Raw genomic sequence first — 15,563 nt, 5'->3', positions numbered from 1 at the left:
AACATTCTGGCAAAGGGATTCTCCTTTGCCGGTTTCATTGTTATGATATGCAAAATCAACGCGAAGGAAAGAACATAAATTTTGCTCAATCATGAACACCCTTTCCGGTTCCGGTTATCGGCACTTGCCAGAGCAAGAGCTGCCGCTTGGTGTGTTCTGACATTCGAGTGCCTGTGGCCACGTGTCATTACATGCGTTCTCGTCTTGTTGATGTTGCTGTCACTCACATGGTTCGGCCTTTTCAACTATCTTTCCTATTGGCCACATGTGATCGTGCTTTGGGCATTGCTTTTTATAGCAATCGGTTCGCTGCTTTTTATATCCGGTTTCCATTTTCCTTCGCGACACGACATCGACCGCCGGATTGAACAGGCAAGCGGCCTGAAAAACCGGCCACTCGAAACGCTGTATGATAAGCCGGTCAATGATGACAACAATGCTTTTGCCAAAGCTCTTTGGGCCGAACATCAACGCCGTATGGCCGGTGAGCTGCAAAACCTGAAAACAGGCGTTCCCGAAACCGGTATGACTCGGTCTGACCCCCTGGCATTGCGGGCGCTGGTGGTGTTGTTCACAGTAACAGCTTTTGCCTATTCTTCAGGCACGTCAGGCGGAAGGATTGCTGATCTTTTTGATTTTTCGCGGCCGGTCAATTTGTCTAGAATGCGGGTAGATGCCTGGGTTACCCCGCCAGCCTATACCGGTAAAGCACCTCTTTATCTCACCGAAAGCAACCTTCAGGGCGCAAAAATTCCGGAAGGAAGCAAAGTGACTATCCGGTTGGTTGATGGTGGCGACGCAACATTGAAATTGCATGATAAACAAACCGGAAAGACAGAAAATATTGGCGCTCTTGAAGAGCATGATACGACCAAAACCAATAGCCGGACATTCGAGACAATTTTGCTCTCGTCGAGTGAATTGACATTAAAAACCCGCCATTATGAAAAGAACTGGAATTTTGATGTTGTGGTTGATCGTGCACCGACAATCAGACTGACCAAGGAACCGGGGCGCATTCTCAACGGATCGCTGGAACTCAATTATGCACTTGATGATGATTATGGTGTCGAGAAAGCTTACGTAGAAATCACCCCGACATCGTCTGTTAAGGAAACCGGACTTCCTCTTTATGATGCGCCTGATATAAAATTGCTGATTCCGCGTGGCGGAAAAGGGGATGCGCGTACAGTGCAAGATGTCAGTATCCATCCTTGGGCAGGTTCGGAAGTGCATATGACACTGGTTGCAGAAGATGGTGCCGGTCATCAGGGAAGAAGTGAAACCCGAACTATCACATTGCCGCAAAGAAATTTCGGCAATCCGCTTGCGCGAGCCGTGGTTGAACAACGTCGCCTGCTGGCTCTTAATACACTTTCGCGCGATCGGGTTCTTGATATGTTGTCGGCTTTAACGTTGCGGCCGGAAGAAACAATCAATAATTATACCCATTATTTGGCATTGCGTAGCATATGGACACGACTTCGTCTGGCAGAAACCGATGAAGATCTGAAAAATGTAGCCGATTTTATGTGGCAGACAGCCATCGGTATCGAGGGAGACAATGTCAATCAGGCTGAAAAAAACTTGAAAGCAGCCGAAGCGGCATTGCGTGACGCTTTGAGAAATGGCGCTTCGCCTGAAGAAATCGAACGTTTGACAGAGGCTTTGCGTCAGGCGATGAATGACTATATTGCCGCACTTGCCGAACAGCAACAAAACGATGGCCTTGGCCAAAAGCCTTCCGAAAAGGCACAAAATCTTTCACCTGATGAACTTGCCGAAAAACTGAAACAACTTGAAGATACGGCAAAATTGGGCAACCACACAGCCGCTGAACAGCTTTTGAACGAACTTGAGCAACTCATGGATAATCTTCAAGTAAGTCGTGGCGGATCGGGGGAAGAGGGAAGCCAAACAAGCGAAATGCAAAAGCAGCTTGACAAGCTTGGCGATTTGATGCGCAAGCAGCAAGAGACTTTAAACGACACCCATAAACTTGAGGACGAACGCGAGCGCGGAGAAAAGACTCCTGAAGAATATCGAAAAGATCTTGATGATTTGAAAAAACGGCAAGACGAACTCCAGCAGGAATTAAAAAAATTCGATAAGGATTTAACTGATAAAGGCTTGAAATCGGGGCAAGGCCTGAAGGATGCCGAAAATAAAATGGATAAATCCGGTCAAGCCCTTCAGCAGGGAGATGCCGGCGGCTCGGCAGACCAACAGTCAAAAGCATTGGATGCAATGCGTGATGGCGCAAGCAAGCTGATGAAAGAAATGCAGGAAGCCATGAAAAAAAATGGCAATGATGGTAAAAATGGCGATGGGCTTTCAAAAGATCCACTTGGGCGCAAACTCGGCTCGGCAGGCCATCAGACAGAAAAAAATGGTATTCCGCAAGAAAGCGATATGCAACGTGCACGCCGCATCCTCGATGAAATCCGCAAAAAATTAGGTCAATCTGCACTACCCGATAGCGAGAAAGAATATCTCGAACGATTGTTGAAGTTCGATTGATATTGATAATGACGACGTCAATATTCCGGCAGATTGTCTGTCGGCAGTTTGTTTTTTGAATGCCGGAATTGCTGCCGCTTTTACAGGCCGGAGAGTCTGAAACTTTCTTTTGCTCCATCAATAATGGAAATTGCGCCGATAACGAAAATTGGCTCGCTAATGGAAATTGCCTCTTTAGTGCAAATGGCTATATGTCATCTCGGATGTATCGTCTTCCGGCACCCGGTTATCGACATTTATCAGTATAATAAAACCCGTCTTTTGTGTTCATTATTATCAAGTGTAGTATAAGTATTTTTAAATAAATATTAGCCGGATTGTGAAAATTCGGGATTCTTTTCTCGTTTAATAAATCGGAAAAAGGTAGGCTTTTATTCTATTCAAAGCGGCCGGATTAGCGTTGTCGGAGCGCGAAAAATTTTAATTGATAATTGCATAATTATTATAACCTATTGTTATTATTGATATATAATTTTCTCTAACACTTTCTTGGACAGTCTGTTTCTATCCATTGAGTTGAAGCATTTAGCCGGTCACGCAGTTGTTACAAAAAACGAAATAAAATTAGTTTTTTTGTAAGAAATAATGATTTAGATAAATTTTATTCTTTATTCATGGAACTATATTGAATTTAACACGTTATATCGACTGTGAAAAGGAATGAGATATGAAAAAAATTATTGCAGCCTTATGTATTTCTTGTGCTTCTATCGGTTATTCGGCAGCGCAAAATGTAAATCAGAATATCGTTGATAAAGCACAAGGGGCAGCATCGGCTGTTTCTCAAACTTTGTCTGCATCTTCAACGGCTTTGGATAAAGTTAATGAATCCATGATGAAGAATATGTCGGTCAAAATGAGCGGCAATGCTGATGTCGATTTTATCAAAATGATGCTGGCCCACCATAAAGGGGCTGTCGACATGGCGGAAGTCGAATTGCAATACGGCAAGGATCCGGAAGCCAGAAAATTGGCCGAAACAATTATCTCTGCACAGCAAAAAGAAATCACTGAAATGCAGGATTGGCTCAAAAAACACGACAGCCAATAAGTTTTCCAGACATTTTATACATCTTTTTACATGAATAAGCCCGTTGCTGAAGAGGCTTAGTTTCATTGGGGTCGTCTATTCAGCTTTCTCGATCATGAAGGGTAATTATCATGGAAATTGATGACAGCGATTTTTTGTCAAGTTTTGAGACCGATGAAACAGGTTTTTTTGAGGCCGATGAAACGGGTTTGAGTTATCCTCCACGTGTGAGGGAAAGTGGAAGAGAAATCCGTCCGAGACGTGCCCGGACGGCTAATCGCGTTATTTCCACTTCTTCGCCGAACTCATTCATTGCCCATCATGATGGTACTGTTAACGGTCGACGCCGCCTGAAGTCGGCACGGGAAATTTGACTTTCAGATGATTAATCCAGACCTTCAAAAAGCAGGGTAGACAAATATCTTTCTGCAAAATCGGGAATAATGATAACGATGTTCTTTCCCTCGTTTTCCGGACGTTTGCCCACCTCGATAGCGGCAGTCAATGCTGCACCGGCCGAAATACCGACGGGAATTCCTTCCAGATGAGCAAGATCGCGTGAATTCTTGAAAGCATCATCACTTGAAACGGTAATAACTTCGTCAATTATTTCGGTGTTGAGTATCTTCGGTATAAAACCCGCGCCGATGCCTTGGATTTTATGTGGGCCAGGTTGTCCACCCGATAAAACCGGAGAATCTTTCGGTTCTACAGCAACGATTTTAAAATCGGGCTTACGTTTTTTTATCACTTCACCAATTCCGGTAATAGTGCCGCCCGTACCGAAACCGGCTACCAGAAAATCGACATTGCCATTGGTGTCGTTCCAGATTTCCTCGGCTGTGGTCTGACGGTGAATTTCCGGATTTGCCGGATTTTCAAACTGTTGGGGAATAATAGCATCGGGATTTTCGGCGGCCAGCTCTTCGGCTTTGGCTATCGCACCTTTCATTCCTTTTGCGCCTTCGGTCAATACCAGTTCGGCGCCGAGAAACTTCAGCAATTTACGTCTCTCGACAGACATGGTTTCAGGCATTGTCAAAATCAGCTTGTAACCTTTGGCAGCAGCAACAAAAGCAAGCGCAATACCGGTATTGCCGGATGTGGGTTCTATCAGCACTGTTTTGCCGGGTTTAGCTTTTCCTTGTTTTTCCAATGATTCAATCAAAGCCAAACCAATACGATCCTTGACACTTGCCAAAGGATTGAAAAATTCGAGCTTTGCCAGAAGGTTGGCTTTTACGCCTTTATTTTTGGCAAAATGGTCTATGCGGACGAGCGGCGTGTTTCCGATCGTATCCAAAACAGAATTATAAATGATGCCGCGCCCTTTTTTCTCCGAATGTTTATCCGTCATGACCGATCTCCCTGAAGATATTTAAGATGACAAATCCGCAAACCGCCGGAATGGCTGCGGCAATTCTAGATTATCAGGATAAAGCCAAAATTTAGAATGATATAGCTAAAAAATATTGTTCACATCAAAAAAATAAAATTTTTTTCTAATGCGAACATAATTTGTGAAAACGCATACCGAATAAAAAGGAAGTTCGTGCTTGCTGCAAGAACTTCCTCATACTTTCCGGTTCATGAATTGAAGCTATTAATAGCGGCTTGCCTGATCGAGTATTTCAATATCTTCATTGTTCAGATTGATTGTCACTGCTTTCACAAGACTGGAAAGCTGGTCAATCTTGGTAGCGCTGGCAATTGGTGCGGTTACTGCCGGTTTGGCGATAAGCCAGGCAAGGGCAATTTCAGCCTGTTTGGCGTTATGCTTTTCACTGATTGTATCAAGAGCGTCCAAAATCCGCATTCCGCGGGGGTTCAAATATTGTTCAACTCTTGAACCACGTTTATGACCGGCAAGATCTTCTTTCGAGCGATATTTACCGGAAAGGAATCCTGAAGCGAGACTATAATAGGTAATGACTCCGAGCCCATATTTTCGAGCAGTATCGGCAAGCGGCCCCTCGAATGTGTTGCGATCATACAAATTATATTCGGGCTGGAGAGTTTGATAAGAGGGGAGATTGTTATTTTTAGCGACAATCATTGCTTGTTCAAGCTGTTCTGCCGTTATGTTGGAACAGCCAATTGCGCGAATTTTTCCCGCTTTCAGCAATTTGCTATAAGCTTCCAGTGTTTCTTCAAAAGGGGTTTCCGGGTCAAACCAGTGCGATTGATAAAGATCAATAAATTCGACATGCAAACGACGAAGGGAATCCTCGACAGCCTGTTCGATCCAGCGCGCAGAAAGACCTTTGTGTCCGGCGCCCCCCATATCCGAGCCGACTTTGGTGAATATATAGAATTTATCCCGTTTTGAAGGATTTCGTTTCAACCAGTTGCCGATAATGGTTTCGGACTCTCCCCCTTTATTTCCTTCAACCCATGTTGAATAGGCATCGGCTGTATCAATCGCATTAAGTCCGCTTTCCGAAATCGCATCAAGCATTTTAAAGGATTGTTTTTCGTCCAGCGTCCAGCCGAAGACATTGCACCCGAAAACCAGAGGTACAATATTGAAACCGGTATTACCCAAAGCACGATATTTCATGGAGTGTCCTTTCAACGGTTCTCTGTCGGCAAGAAACGTATTGTCTATTGGCAAAAGTGATTGTTCGAGCCTAACCACTTTTCCACTCAGGGGAAAGCGTCTCACAGGGTTTTGATAATTTCATGCTTTTGTCAGATTTTAACCGTAAATTAACGAATATTTTTATTTTGAAGGAAAAGTTTGTTATTGTCATTTTTCGGACAATGCACGAATATCGAATGAATGGATTATAATTCATGGCCAGTTTGAATCGTTTTATATCAGCCAAAACATTATTTCTGCCATGTTTTCTGATGCTTACGGGATGTGCTACCCAAGCGACTGCATGGACTGAAAAAATTACGACCCAGAAGGTGGAATTGCCGACAGAATGTGCCGGTTGGCAAAAAATCAATGTAAAGACGAGAACGCGTTATTATATGATGAAAGACGACCAACGTGCACTTGTTGATATTGATGCACATAATTTGCGGGGAAAAAATCTTGGTTGTTGGGATAGGAATGTGCAGTCCGCACAACCGGTCCAGTCACAGGCGCCGGTTTCTGCAACGGCCGATATACAATGAGAGAATAAGGATCCTATTTGGATATACTGACATTCAGATCCTTTTATCAGACAGCGCTTGGTGAAAAAGTTTTTTCGACCATTACAAACAAGCTCGCCTTAAAAAATTGTGATGTCGCCGGTGAACGGGTTCTGGGACTCGGATATGTAACGCCCTATCTCGAACAATTGAAAGATCGCGCTGAAAGATGTTTTGCTTTCATGCCTGCCCATCAAGGGGCATGTGTCTGGCCATCTGCAGACAAAGTCGCAACCGCATTGGTATTTGAAGAAGATTTGCCGTTATCGGATTCCGCAGTTGACCGCATTATTTTGATTCATTCGCTGGAATTTGCTGAAAATGCACGTGAAATGCTTAGCGAAATGTGGCGTGTGCTTGCTCCGAATGGCCGTATCATTATTGTTGTACCCAACCGGCGGGGCCTCTGGGCGCGCAATGACCATACGCCTTTTGGCAGTGGCCAACCTTATAGCCGCCAACAATTGTTACAATTATTGCATGAAACCAATTTCAGCGTCGTCAAAATCGGTGAAGCACTTTATTTTTCACCTTCCGGTGGTGCTTTGGCACGCGGTTTTTCTGCGGTTTACGAGCCTCTGGCGCGGAGCTTTTTTCCTTATTTTGGCGGTATTATTGTTTGCGAGGCTCAAAAACGCTTATTTCAGGGATTGTTGGTTCATCGTCGCCAGTCACGTCGGGTATTTGTACCGGCTTTATCTCCGCAAATCACCAATCGCAAATCATTTCGTGCTGCCGATATTATACGGAATGATTCAGCCAACTGAGCCATTCGAGTGCGTCACTGCAAAATGGGTTCATTAAAACCGGATTGATTTTGTTTTCCCATATAATCCTCGACTTTTTACGCCGCTACTTTTGTGACATTCGGCAGATTAAAAGCTTGAACTTTTGAAAATCAGGGGCGGCGGCCAAAATGGTCAATAAGCAAAGCCCCGTCGATTTGATAGAAAAAGGCCGTAAACTGTTCGGGGGTGGCTTTTTCAGGGATTATTTTTTCGGGGATTATATAGAGTTCGTTGAAAAGCAAGAGAAGAAATGAACGGGGAAACAAACAGGATAATAGCAACAACTCTGTTCAGTTTTTTTTCAAATCGGTGAGATGGTTGATATTGCTTGCAAGCTCGCGCATACGCTCGCTTACATAGTCATATATATGTTGGGTAATTTCAGGAAATTCACTTATCAGCTTCAGGAATACGATACGATTTATTTTCAGTGTTTTCGTATTGCTTTGCGCTATTGCGGTGAACGGCCGATTGACTTTCGTGATTAAAGCAAGCTCGTTAAGCAGGGCATTTTTGTTGATGATGTCAATTGGCTGGTTGGGTTGGCTATTTTGCCGATAAAGATTGACCGTTCCGGAAAGAACGACATAGGCGCTTTCAGCGGGCTGTCCTTCTGTGAAAATAATCTCTCCGGTGGCAAATTCCTTTCGTTCTGCTCCAAAAATCAACAAACGCAATTGTTCAGTCGTCATTTTGCTGAAAAAATCGAATTTTTCCAATAAAGCAATGTCGTCGGTAATCGCCAACGAAAACTCCCTATTTTTATGAATTGACGATTTATTTCGGCCAATTCATTGCGTCACGTTTCGTAAGTGCCGGTTTTGGCAAATAAAGTTATATGTCTATTTTGCCAAAACGTTACGGATTTAATCTATAGCCACCGCTATCAGTTATCAATATCTGCGCATTTGCGGGATCTTTTTCGATTTTTTGCCGGAGGCGATAAACATGGGTTTCCAACGTATGCGTTGTTACACCCGAATTATATCCCCACACCTCTTCCAGAAGCGTGTCACGGCTTACAACATTGTCACCGGCACGATAGAGGAATTTGATAATGGCAGCTTCTTTTTCAGTTAGCCGTATTTTGCTTCCCTTATCGTCGATAAGCAGCTTTTGCCCCGGTTTGAAAGTGTAAGGCCCCACTTGAAATGTTGCGTCTTCGCTTTGTTCATGTTGGCGCAACTGGGCGCGAATGCGGGCAAGAAGAACTGCAAAACGGAAAGGTTTTGTTACATAATCATTAGCACCGGCTTCAAGGCCGAGAATGGTATCCGAATCGGTATCATGGCCGGTCAACATGATGATAGGTGCACGGAATCCTTCCTGACGCAATTTTTTTACCGCTTCACGCCCGTCGAGATCAGGCAGACCAATATCCATAATAATCAGGTCTACATTCTCGTTTCTGGCGGTTTCGAGACCCTTTGCAGCCGTACTTTCCTGAAGAACATTGAATTCTTCATGCATTTGTAGTTGCTCTACCAGAATAGAGCGCAGATCCTCGTCATCATCTACAATCAAAAGGGTGCGATCGGTCATTTTCAGTCCTTATAAAAAACGCTTTCACGCGTTATGTAATAATTGCAGTCAACAATCACGAAAAACTGAACGTCATGCAAGTGTCTTTCATCAGAAATTCGTTAAAAACACCAAAAATTGTTCCTTTTATCGTTGTGCGCAAGAAATGCGGTACAACAACAAAAGGGATCTTGGCAATTGGTCAATACCGTTTTCCTTGTGCATTGGGAAGAAGCGGGTTCACTGCAAGGAAGCGGGAAGGCGATGGTGCAACGCCTGTTGCTGTTATGCCGATTCTTGGCGGTTTCAGGAAAAGCGGTTTTGTCAGCCTACCACATCATCCGATGAAGCTCCACCGTATAAAACCTTCCGATGGCTGGTGCGATGAGCCATGGGACGCAAATTATAATCGTCCTGTCAGATTGCCTTACAGAAATAGCGCAGAAAAACTCTTTCGTGATGATAAGCTCTACGATATTGCACTGATACCGGATTGGAATATCCGTTGCCGGATACAAAAACGTGGTAGCGCTATTTTTTTTCATCTCGCACACCCTGAATACAAACCGACCGAGGGTTGTATAGCTGTTTCAAAACGCACAATGGAACGGATTTTACCCTTTGTTTCACGTCAAACCAGAATAATGACATTGGGCACATTAACTCGGTCAAAACCGGCCGACCTGTTTAAGAAAAAACATGCGCAGTGTTTGAGAAAAAGCATGCGCGGTAGGGAATAGGTAAGTCCTTTATTCCGTCAGGAAAAACAAAACTGTTTGTTGCGGGAATTTATGAAAGTAAAACTTCCGGATAGGTTCGCTATTTTGTTGTTCGGTTGGAAAACGACAATATGAACAGGGTGGAAACGGTTTGAGCATCTATTTGAACATACCATATACCATTTGAGCACACCAAGTGATCTATTCACGATCGGGGTTTCGTGAACTTCTACTGAATGGTGATCCCCATTGGCTTGTAACCGGAAGAATTTTATAAGGTTGTGGAATGCGATAAGCCTAAAATTCATCGGCTATCCGGCGGTCGACCATTCGGGGGGGCACCGGCATTTTAAATATTTCAACCGCTCTGTTGAAGAAATGCCAATATGTTTCCGGCATTCTTCTTCTATTTTTAAAAATTGGACGAGAATAATTGAGGAAGTCGATAACAGGCGCTTTTCAATTATCAGGAATGATCGGAAATTTTATCGAACATTGAAACAGCGCGATATAAATAATGCTCAGGTCAAACATCCAATCATTGAAACAGATGTTTTCACGTGAAACAAAATATATCACGTGAAATAAAATATAAGTGTCTCTTATAAACGGCTATGTGGACGATTGCAGACGAGCTTCCGCAATCACAACGTTTCGATGGTTACGACCATGAACGACCGGATTATGAAAGGGAGCGTCCGATTTCGAGATATTTATCCCAACGTTCTCTTTTCAATGTCTCTCCATCTTTCCCCGCCATGCCTTTCAAAGCAGCTTCGATCACTTGCCCAGTTGCATCAATGGCTTCTTTTTTATTGCGATGCGCGCCACCCAGAGGTTCGGGAATAATACCGTCGATGATTTTCAGTTTATAAAGATCCTGCGCGGTAATATGCATTGAAGTTGCGGCATCTTTTGCTCGCGTTGCATCACGCCATAATATAGAAGCAGCCCCTTCGGGAGAGATGACAGAATAGATAGCGTGTTCCAGCATATAGACCTTGTTGGCTGCGGCAATAGCAATAGCCCCGCCCGAACCACCTTCGCCAATAATGACAGAAACAACAGGGACTTTTAATCGTAACGTTTCGGCGGTTGACTGTGCGATAGCCTCTGCCTGTCCGCGTTCTTCAGCGCTTACACCCGGATAGGCACCGGCTGTATCAACCAGAGTAATGACCGGAAGCGAGAAACGGTCGGCCAGTTCCATAATTCTTACGGCCTTGCGGTATCCCTCCGGACGGGCCGAACCGAAATTATAGCGTAGCCGTGATTGGGTATCGTACCCCTTTTCCTGTCCGAGATAGGCAATCGCCTGTCCATTGAAACGGGCAAAACCCGCCTGAATGGCTTCATCCTCGCCATATTTGCGGTCACCGGCCAAGGGTGTTACGTCGGTAAAGAGTGCGGCTGAATAATCAAGAAAATGCGGCCTGTCGGGATGACGTGCAACCTGGGCCTTCTGCCAGGGAGTAAGTTTTTTATAAAGATCACGCAAGGCCGTTTGCGAGCGTTCTTCAAGACGGGATATTTCGTCGCCCATGTCGACGCTACCTTTTTCCTGGGCAATTTTTTTCAGTTCAAAGATTTGCCCTTCCAGATCAGCAACCGGCTTTTCGAAATCAAGATAATTATACATCGGCTCCAACTTTTATCGTGTTACTCGGCTTTTATCATACCATTTGACGGCTTATTTCAAGCTTTCACGCTGTCTTATAAATAATATATCATTTTCTTTACTCTGCATGAGAGCGCTCGGCAAGCGGGTGATGCTCATTTACAAGACTTTGCAGCTTTTCTTCCAGAACATGGGTATAGATTTGTGTTGTTGATATATCGGAATGGCCGAGCAACTGTTGAACAACGCGCAAATCTGCACCATGTTGCAACAAATGGCTTGCAAAAGCATGGCGAATAACGTGCGGTGAAATGTTATGGGCGCTGATTCCGGCTTCAACGGCAAGCGCTTTCAATTCGCGTGCGACAAGTTGGCGCGCGATATAGCCCTGATCGGCATGGGCAGGAAAAAGATAGGGACTGGTGCTGCCTGAGGTTTTATCACGTAATTCCAGCCATTGCCTGACGGCTTCTTTGGCTTTTTGCGAAAGTGGCACCAGCCGGTCTTTGGAACCTTTTCCGCGAACCGGCAAAAAATCCGGCGCTCCACGAACAATACGAACCGGCAGGCTCACAAGTTCGCTAATGCGCAAGCCCGTTGCATAAAGCAATTCGACAATTGCATGAAGACGCATAGCCCTTTTATGTTCAACCGGTGATACATCTTCACGTTTGGCATTTGCTTCGGCGAGATCAAGCAGGTTACTAACCTGTTTCTCGCTGATGATTTTCGGCAAATTCGCGCGCTTTTTCGGGGTATCAATGTCGCTTGAAGGATCATCATTGCGCAATCCTTCCGCATAAAGAAATTGGAAAAACTGTCGTAAAGTCGATAAACGCCGTGCTTGCGACGTTGCGGCAAAGCCGTCATGTTGCATAGACGCCAATATTTTGGCGAGCTCATCCCCGCTTGTTTCCAACAGCGTTGTTTTGAACACCGCCAGTTCTTCATTTGCCCAAAAAAGATCACGGCGATAGGCTTCAAGAGTATTTTTTGAAGCACCACGTTCGGCACTCATCATTTCAAGAAAATTGTCGATTGTTGCTGCAAGATTCATTTGTTGCCGCCATTCCTTTGTGCGGGCGAGCCGCCTTCCGACATGTCCGGCTTCTGCTCTTTCCGCTCGCCAGACTCTTGGCTGTGCCGGTTTTCGGATATTGACGAATGATCATCTTTCCCGCTGTCTGTCTGGCTACCCGCTTCATCTTTCGACAACGGTTTGCCATCGGGCATTTGCTGCATATCGGCCTCATTATTTGTCGGCAATTTCTGTTCTGTCGTTGGGGAGATAGACGCACGATCACGCAAATGCAGGTTTTCCGGTTGAATTTCGATTGTTATATCGGTGGTTACCGGTTTTACGAGATAAACAAGCCCGACCATTGCACCGTAAATCAGCGCAACCAATATGACGAGGGCGAGTAACAAACGGGTAAGAGTCGGCATGGCAAGAGAAAATTATCCAAAATCGAAAAGGTTATAAACACTATCATGCCTTATAAAGATTAACAGGGATTGACTTATTCTGCGATAAATGTCGAAACAAAATCATGAAAAGCAGATTTTCAAAAACTGGCCCGATGGCAAAAACAGCGCATCGTCTGATGTCTCATCTGGACGGGCGTTCGCTCGTCCTTGTAGGGCTTATGGGGGCAGGCAAATCAACGATCGGCAAACGTGTGGCCACTATGCTGGAGCTTCCTTTTCATGATGCCGATTACGAGATCGAGCAGGCGGCACGCATGACAATACCCGAATTGTTCGAGTCTTATGGTGAACCGGCTTTTCGTGATCTTGAGAGGCGTGTGATTTTACGGCTGTTGAAAGACGGGCCGATGGTACTTGCTACGGGCGGTGGTGCCTATATGAACGGGGAAACGCGCAGTGCTATTGCCGAAAAGGGTATTTCTATCTGGCTTCATGCGGAGCTTGATGTATTGATGGAACGGGTTTCCCACCGTCAAAACCGCCCTTTGTTAAAAAGACCTGATCCGCGTGCCTTTATGGAAAAACTTATGGCAGAACGTTACCCTGTTTATGCTTTGGCCGACATTCGCATAAACAGCCGGAAGACGCGTCGTGACGTGGTGGCACGCGATGTCGTGCGTTCGGTTGAAAGCTATCTTTCAAAATCCGGAAACAGCAATAAAGGACAGCTTAAAAATGGAAAATCAGACAGTTAAAGTAACCTTGGGGAAACGTAGTTACGATATTCTGATAGGACCCGGTCTGGTTGTCTCGGCAGGCAAGGAAATTGCCAGCCGTTTTCCGGAAAGACGCGTTGTCGTTGTGACGGATGAAAATGTTGCAGCATTGCATCTTGGCATGTTGACACAAAGTTTGCGCGATAGCGGCATTGATGTTGTACCGGTCGTGGTCAAGGCAGGCGAAAAATCGAAGTGCTTTGAAACGCTGGAAAACGTGGTAGATCAAATTCTTGATAATCATCTGGAGCGGGGCGATTTTGTTATAGCCTTCGGCGGTGGTGTGGTGGGCGATCTTGCGGGATTTGCAGCCGGAATTGTGCGCCGCGGCATGAACTTTATCCAGATTCCGACATCACTTCTCGCTCAGGTTGATTCGTCGGTGGGCGGCAAAACCGGTATTGATACGCGGCAAGGAAAGAATCTTGTCGGTGTATTTTATCAGCCAAAACTTGTCATTGCCGATACAGAGATTCTTGATACTCTGCCTGAACGCGAATTCAGAGCCGGTTATGCCGAAGTCGCCAAATATGGCTTAATCAATCAGCCCGACTTTTTTTCATGGCTGGAAAAAAACTGGCGGCAAATTTTTCTGGGAGGACATGAGCGAATCGAAGCTATAGCGCAATCCTGTCGTTCAAAAGCCGAAGTGGTCGCCCATGACGAACATGAGTCGGGCGAGCGTGCATTATTGAATCTGGGGCACACATTTGGACATGCACTGGAAACAGTCACAAATTATGATTCGGCCAGACTTGTGCATGGCGAGGGTGTCGCTATCGGCATGGTTCTTGCGCACCAGTTTTCAAATTACCTCGGCCTTTGTCCGGCCGATGTTGCAACCCGTGTTGAAACCCATTTGAGCACTGTCGGCCTTCCTGTTGCCTTGCAGGATGTTCCCGGTGGTGTGCCGGATGCTGAAACATTGATGAAAATTATTTCGCAAGACAAAAAGGTCGAACACGGTAGCCTGACTTTTATTCTCACACGCGGGTTGGGCCAATCATTCATTGCCAAAAACGTACCGCCGGAAAAAGTATTGGCATTTCTTAAACAAAAACTTGGTGAAAAATGATTGATCGAAGCAGTCATATTGGTTAATGCTTCGACTACGATGAAGTCTGCGTAGCTCAGCAGGATAGAGCACAGGATTCCTGAAATAAATTGGGCGCCTCTAAAGGAAACTTTTGAAGCGGATCTGCTCAAAGTCGGGGAACGCTTCTGGCTTTTTATAGCCATTGCCAATCCCGAACCAAGCCCTCACAAAGGGAAGGTGTAGAGACTGGACGGGCAGCACCTAAAGGCTTTTGCCAATGGTGAAGGGACAGTCCAGACCACAAACGGTCATAGTTTTGACCGGCGGCGAAAGTCGAAGTGGTATGAATCCTGGGGTCGTGGGTTCGAATCCCACCGCGGACACCATCGTATTTTCCTCGAAATGAAATGGTTATTCCAGTGGGTAAAAGCCTGCTGGACCGTAAATTGAGAGGTTTTTTAAATTCGCGAATTTTTGTTTATATCTGATCGTCGGTCAATCCCGAATTTATATCCCGTCGCCGGTTGAAGCGAAAAATGAACGGGAATCAATTTGACCCGCCAACACCGTTCATGCAGATATGGAAGAACGGCGTCGCCCTTTTGCAGCAAGCTTGCAGTTTTTTGCATTTACAGGATCGGGTTTCATTTTTGTATTTCCGTTTGCTCAAGTATTTTGGTCGCAAGAAAACTTGTGAAAGCAAATCCATAAAAATAGATCAACAAATGACGTTTGACAGGTCATTGACCCGTTCGTGCATTCTTCTTTTTAACCCTCGAACTTCGGCAGATAGAGTTATCGAAAATACCGGATGAATTATAAAGCTGTGCCAGCATCCCGTTTGATAAAAAGCATGGCTTTTTATCCGGCTTGTCTTCAAGTTTTGTTACAATGACACATAAGAGTGATAAAGTAATAATAAAATAATATTTAATTTTTTAATGGTTAAAACGATCAGTCAAAATACAGAAAACGCAGCCTAT

The 15,563-nt window shown here is 44.9% G+C and carries 15 protein-coding genes; 8 read left to right on the top strand and 7 right to left on the bottom strand.

Annotation, left to right across the window (positions count from 1 at the left end; all coding sequences use genetic code 11):
- Nucleotides 1-81 precede the first annotated feature (81 nt).
- The 3 genes from H3S94_RS03915 (at nucleotide 82) to H3S94_RS03905 (ending at nucleotide 3,924) form a co-directional block, all read left to right on the top strand.
- Nucleotides 82-2,520: a TIGR02302 family protein gene (locus H3S94_RS03915; RefSeq protein ID WP_198240328.1), complete on the top strand. Its 2,439-nt coding sequence runs from the start codon at nucleotides 82-84 to the stop codon at nucleotides 2,518-2,520.
- A gap of 667 nt (nucleotides 2,521-3,187) precedes the next feature.
- Complete coding sequence (locus tag H3S94_RS03910; protein WP_077990232.1) at nucleotides 3,188-3,571, top strand: DUF305 domain-containing protein; 384 nt, start codon at nucleotides 3,188-3,190, stop codon at nucleotides 3,569-3,571.
- A gap of 110 nt (nucleotides 3,572-3,681) precedes the next feature.
- Nucleotides 3,682-3,924 (top strand): hypothetical protein, encoded by a 243-nt coding sequence (locus H3S94_RS03905; RefSeq protein ID WP_198240327.1) that lies wholly within the window; start codon nucleotides 3,682-3,684, stop codon nucleotides 3,922-3,924.
- Between the two features lie 11 nt (nucleotides 3,925-3,935).
- On the opposite strand, the gene cysK is transcribed toward H3S94_RS03905, so the two are convergent.
- Entirely contained in the window at nucleotides 3,936-4,907 is a 972-nt protein-coding gene (cysK, locus tag H3S94_RS03900; RefSeq protein WP_077990236.1) for a cysteine synthase A, read from the bottom strand.
- A 246-nt stretch (nucleotides 4,908-5,153) separates the two neighbouring features.
- Nucleotides 5,154-6,110: an aldo/keto reductase gene (locus H3S94_RS03895; protein ID WP_198240490.1), complete on the bottom strand. Its 957-nt coding sequence runs from the start codon at nucleotides 6,108-6,110 to the stop codon at nucleotides 5,154-5,156.
- A 236-nt stretch (nucleotides 6,111-6,346) separates the two neighbouring features.
- Between H3S94_RS03895 and H3S94_RS03890 the strand changes: the two genes are divergently transcribed.
- Together H3S94_RS03890 and H3S94_RS03885 are read left to right on the top strand one after the other, a co-directional pair.
- A complete protein-coding gene (locus H3S94_RS03890; protein ID WP_246786400.1) occupies nucleotides 6,347-6,676 on the top strand; it encodes a hypothetical protein in 330 nt (109 codons plus the stop codon).
- 17 nt (nucleotides 6,677-6,693) lie between these two features.
- The gene (locus H3S94_RS03885) at nucleotides 6,694-7,461 is read left to right on the top strand and encodes a class I SAM-dependent methyltransferase (protein WP_198240326.1); all 768 of its coding nucleotides are present in this window, start codon (nucleotides 6,694-6,696) and stop codon (nucleotides 7,459-7,461) included.
- A 311-nt stretch (nucleotides 7,462-7,772) separates the two neighbouring features.
- Here the strand turns inward: H3S94_RS03885 and H3S94_RS03880 are convergent, their stop codons facing one another.
- Together H3S94_RS03880 and H3S94_RS03875 are read right to left on the bottom strand one after the other, a co-directional pair.
- Entirely contained in the window at nucleotides 7,773-8,228 is a 456-nt protein-coding gene (locus tag H3S94_RS03880) for a Crp/Fnr family transcriptional regulator (RefSeq protein ID WP_198230413.1), read from the bottom strand.
- Between the two features lie 112 nt (nucleotides 8,229-8,340).
- Nucleotides 8,341-9,024, bottom strand: a complete 684-nt coding sequence (locus H3S94_RS03875; RefSeq protein WP_077990245.1) for a response regulator transcription factor — start codon at nucleotides 9,022-9,024, stop codon at nucleotides 8,341-8,343.
- Between the two features lie 74 nt (nucleotides 9,025-9,098).
- Between H3S94_RS03875 and H3S94_RS03870 the strand changes: the two genes are divergently transcribed.
- Entirely contained in the window at nucleotides 9,099-9,743 is a 645-nt protein-coding gene (locus H3S94_RS03870) for a L,D-transpeptidase (RefSeq protein WP_198240325.1), read from the top strand.
- A gap of 661 nt (nucleotides 9,744-10,404) precedes the next feature.
- Here H3S94_RS03870 and H3S94_RS03865 read toward each other — a convergent pair.
- From H3S94_RS03865 to H3S94_RS03855, 3 genes are all read right to left on the bottom strand, one after another.
- Nucleotides 10,405-11,361 carry an acetyl-CoA carboxylase carboxyltransferase subunit alpha gene (locus H3S94_RS03865; RefSeq protein ID WP_077990247.1) on the bottom strand — a complete coding sequence of 319 codons (957 nt, stop codon included), beginning with the start codon at nucleotides 11,359-11,361 and terminating at the stop codon, nucleotides 10,405-10,407.
- A gap of 97 nt (nucleotides 11,362-11,458) precedes the next feature.
- Nucleotides 11,459-12,397 carry a site-specific tyrosine recombinase XerD gene (locus H3S94_RS03860; RefSeq protein WP_198240324.1) on the bottom strand — a complete coding sequence of 313 codons (939 nt, stop codon included), beginning with the start codon at nucleotides 12,395-12,397 and terminating at the stop codon, nucleotides 11,459-11,461.
- The gene (locus H3S94_RS03855) at nucleotides 12,394-12,786 is read right to left on the bottom strand and encodes a hypothetical protein (RefSeq protein WP_198240504.1); all 393 of its coding nucleotides are present in this window, start codon (nucleotides 12,784-12,786) and stop codon (nucleotides 12,394-12,396) included. The genes H3S94_RS03860 and H3S94_RS03855 overlap by 4 nt, the downstream gene beginning before the upstream one ends.
- A 134-nt stretch (nucleotides 12,787-12,920) precedes the next feature.
- On the opposite strand from H3S94_RS03855, the gene H3S94_RS03850 reads away from it, so the two are divergent.
- Nucleotides 12,921-13,523 carry a shikimate kinase gene (locus H3S94_RS03850; RefSeq protein ID WP_077994367.1) on the top strand — a complete coding sequence of 201 codons (603 nt, stop codon included), beginning with the start codon at nucleotides 12,921-12,923 and terminating at the stop codon, nucleotides 13,521-13,523.
- Nucleotides 13,504-14,619, top strand: a complete 1,116-nt coding sequence (gene aroB / locus H3S94_RS03845) for a 3-dehydroquinate synthase (RefSeq protein WP_198240323.1) — start codon at nucleotides 13,504-13,506, stop codon at nucleotides 14,617-14,619. The genes H3S94_RS03850 and aroB overlap by 20 nt, the downstream gene beginning before the upstream one ends.
- Nucleotides 14,620-15,563: the final 944 nt, after the last annotated feature.

The organism is Bartonella sp. B10834G3, assembly GCF_016102505.1.
Classification (GTDB): Bacteria; Pseudomonadota; Alphaproteobacteria; order Rhizobiales; family Rhizobiaceae; genus Bartonella; species Bartonella choladocola.
The sequence above is the reverse complement of the archived record's forward strand: the minus strand, read 5'-3'. Positions and strand labels throughout refer to the sequence as shown.

Coding starts and splice junctions, on each gene's coding strand:
- H3S94_RS03910 (WP_077990232.1), top strand. CDS start 3,188: ATGAAAAAAATTATTGCAGCCTTATGTATTTCTTGTGCTTCTATCGGT.
- H3S94_RS03905 (WP_198240327.1), top strand. CDS start 3,682: ATGGAAATTGATGACAGCGATTTTTTGTCAAGTTTTGAGACCGATGAA.
- cysK (WP_077990236.1), bottom strand. CDS start 4,907: ATGACGGATAAACATTCGGAGAAAAAAGGGCGCGGCATCATTTATAAT.
- H3S94_RS03895 (WP_198240490.1), bottom strand. CDS start 6,110: ATGAAATATCGTGCTTTGGGTAATACCGGTTTCAATATTGTACCTCTG.
- H3S94_RS03890 (WP_246786400.1), top strand. CDS start 6,347: ATGGCCAGTTTGAATCGTTTTATATCAGCCAAAACATTATTTCTGCCA.
- H3S94_RS03875 (WP_077990245.1), bottom strand. CDS start 9,024: ATGACCGATCGCACCCTTTTGATTGTAGATGATGACGAGGATCTGCGC.
- H3S94_RS03870 (WP_198240325.1), top strand. CDS start 9,099: ATGCAAGTGTCTTTCATCAGAAATTCGTTAAAAACACCAAAAATTGTT.
- H3S94_RS03865 (WP_077990247.1), bottom strand. CDS start 11,361: ATGTATAATTATCTTGATTTCGAAAAGCCGGTTGCTGATCTGGAAGGG.
- H3S94_RS03860 (WP_198240324.1), bottom strand. CDS start 12,397: ATGAATCTTGCAGCAACAATCGACAATTTTCTTGAAATGATGAGTGCC.
- H3S94_RS03855 (WP_198240504.1), bottom strand. CDS start 12,786: ATGCCGACTCTTACCCGTTTGTTACTCGCCCTCGTCATATTGGTTGCG.
- H3S94_RS03850 (WP_077994367.1), top strand. CDS start 12,921: ATGGCAAAAACAGCGCATCGTCTGATGTCTCATCTGGACGGGCGTTCG.
- aroB (WP_198240323.1), top strand. CDS start 13,504: ATGGAAAATCAGACAGTTAAAGTAACCTTGGGGAAACGTAGTTACGAT.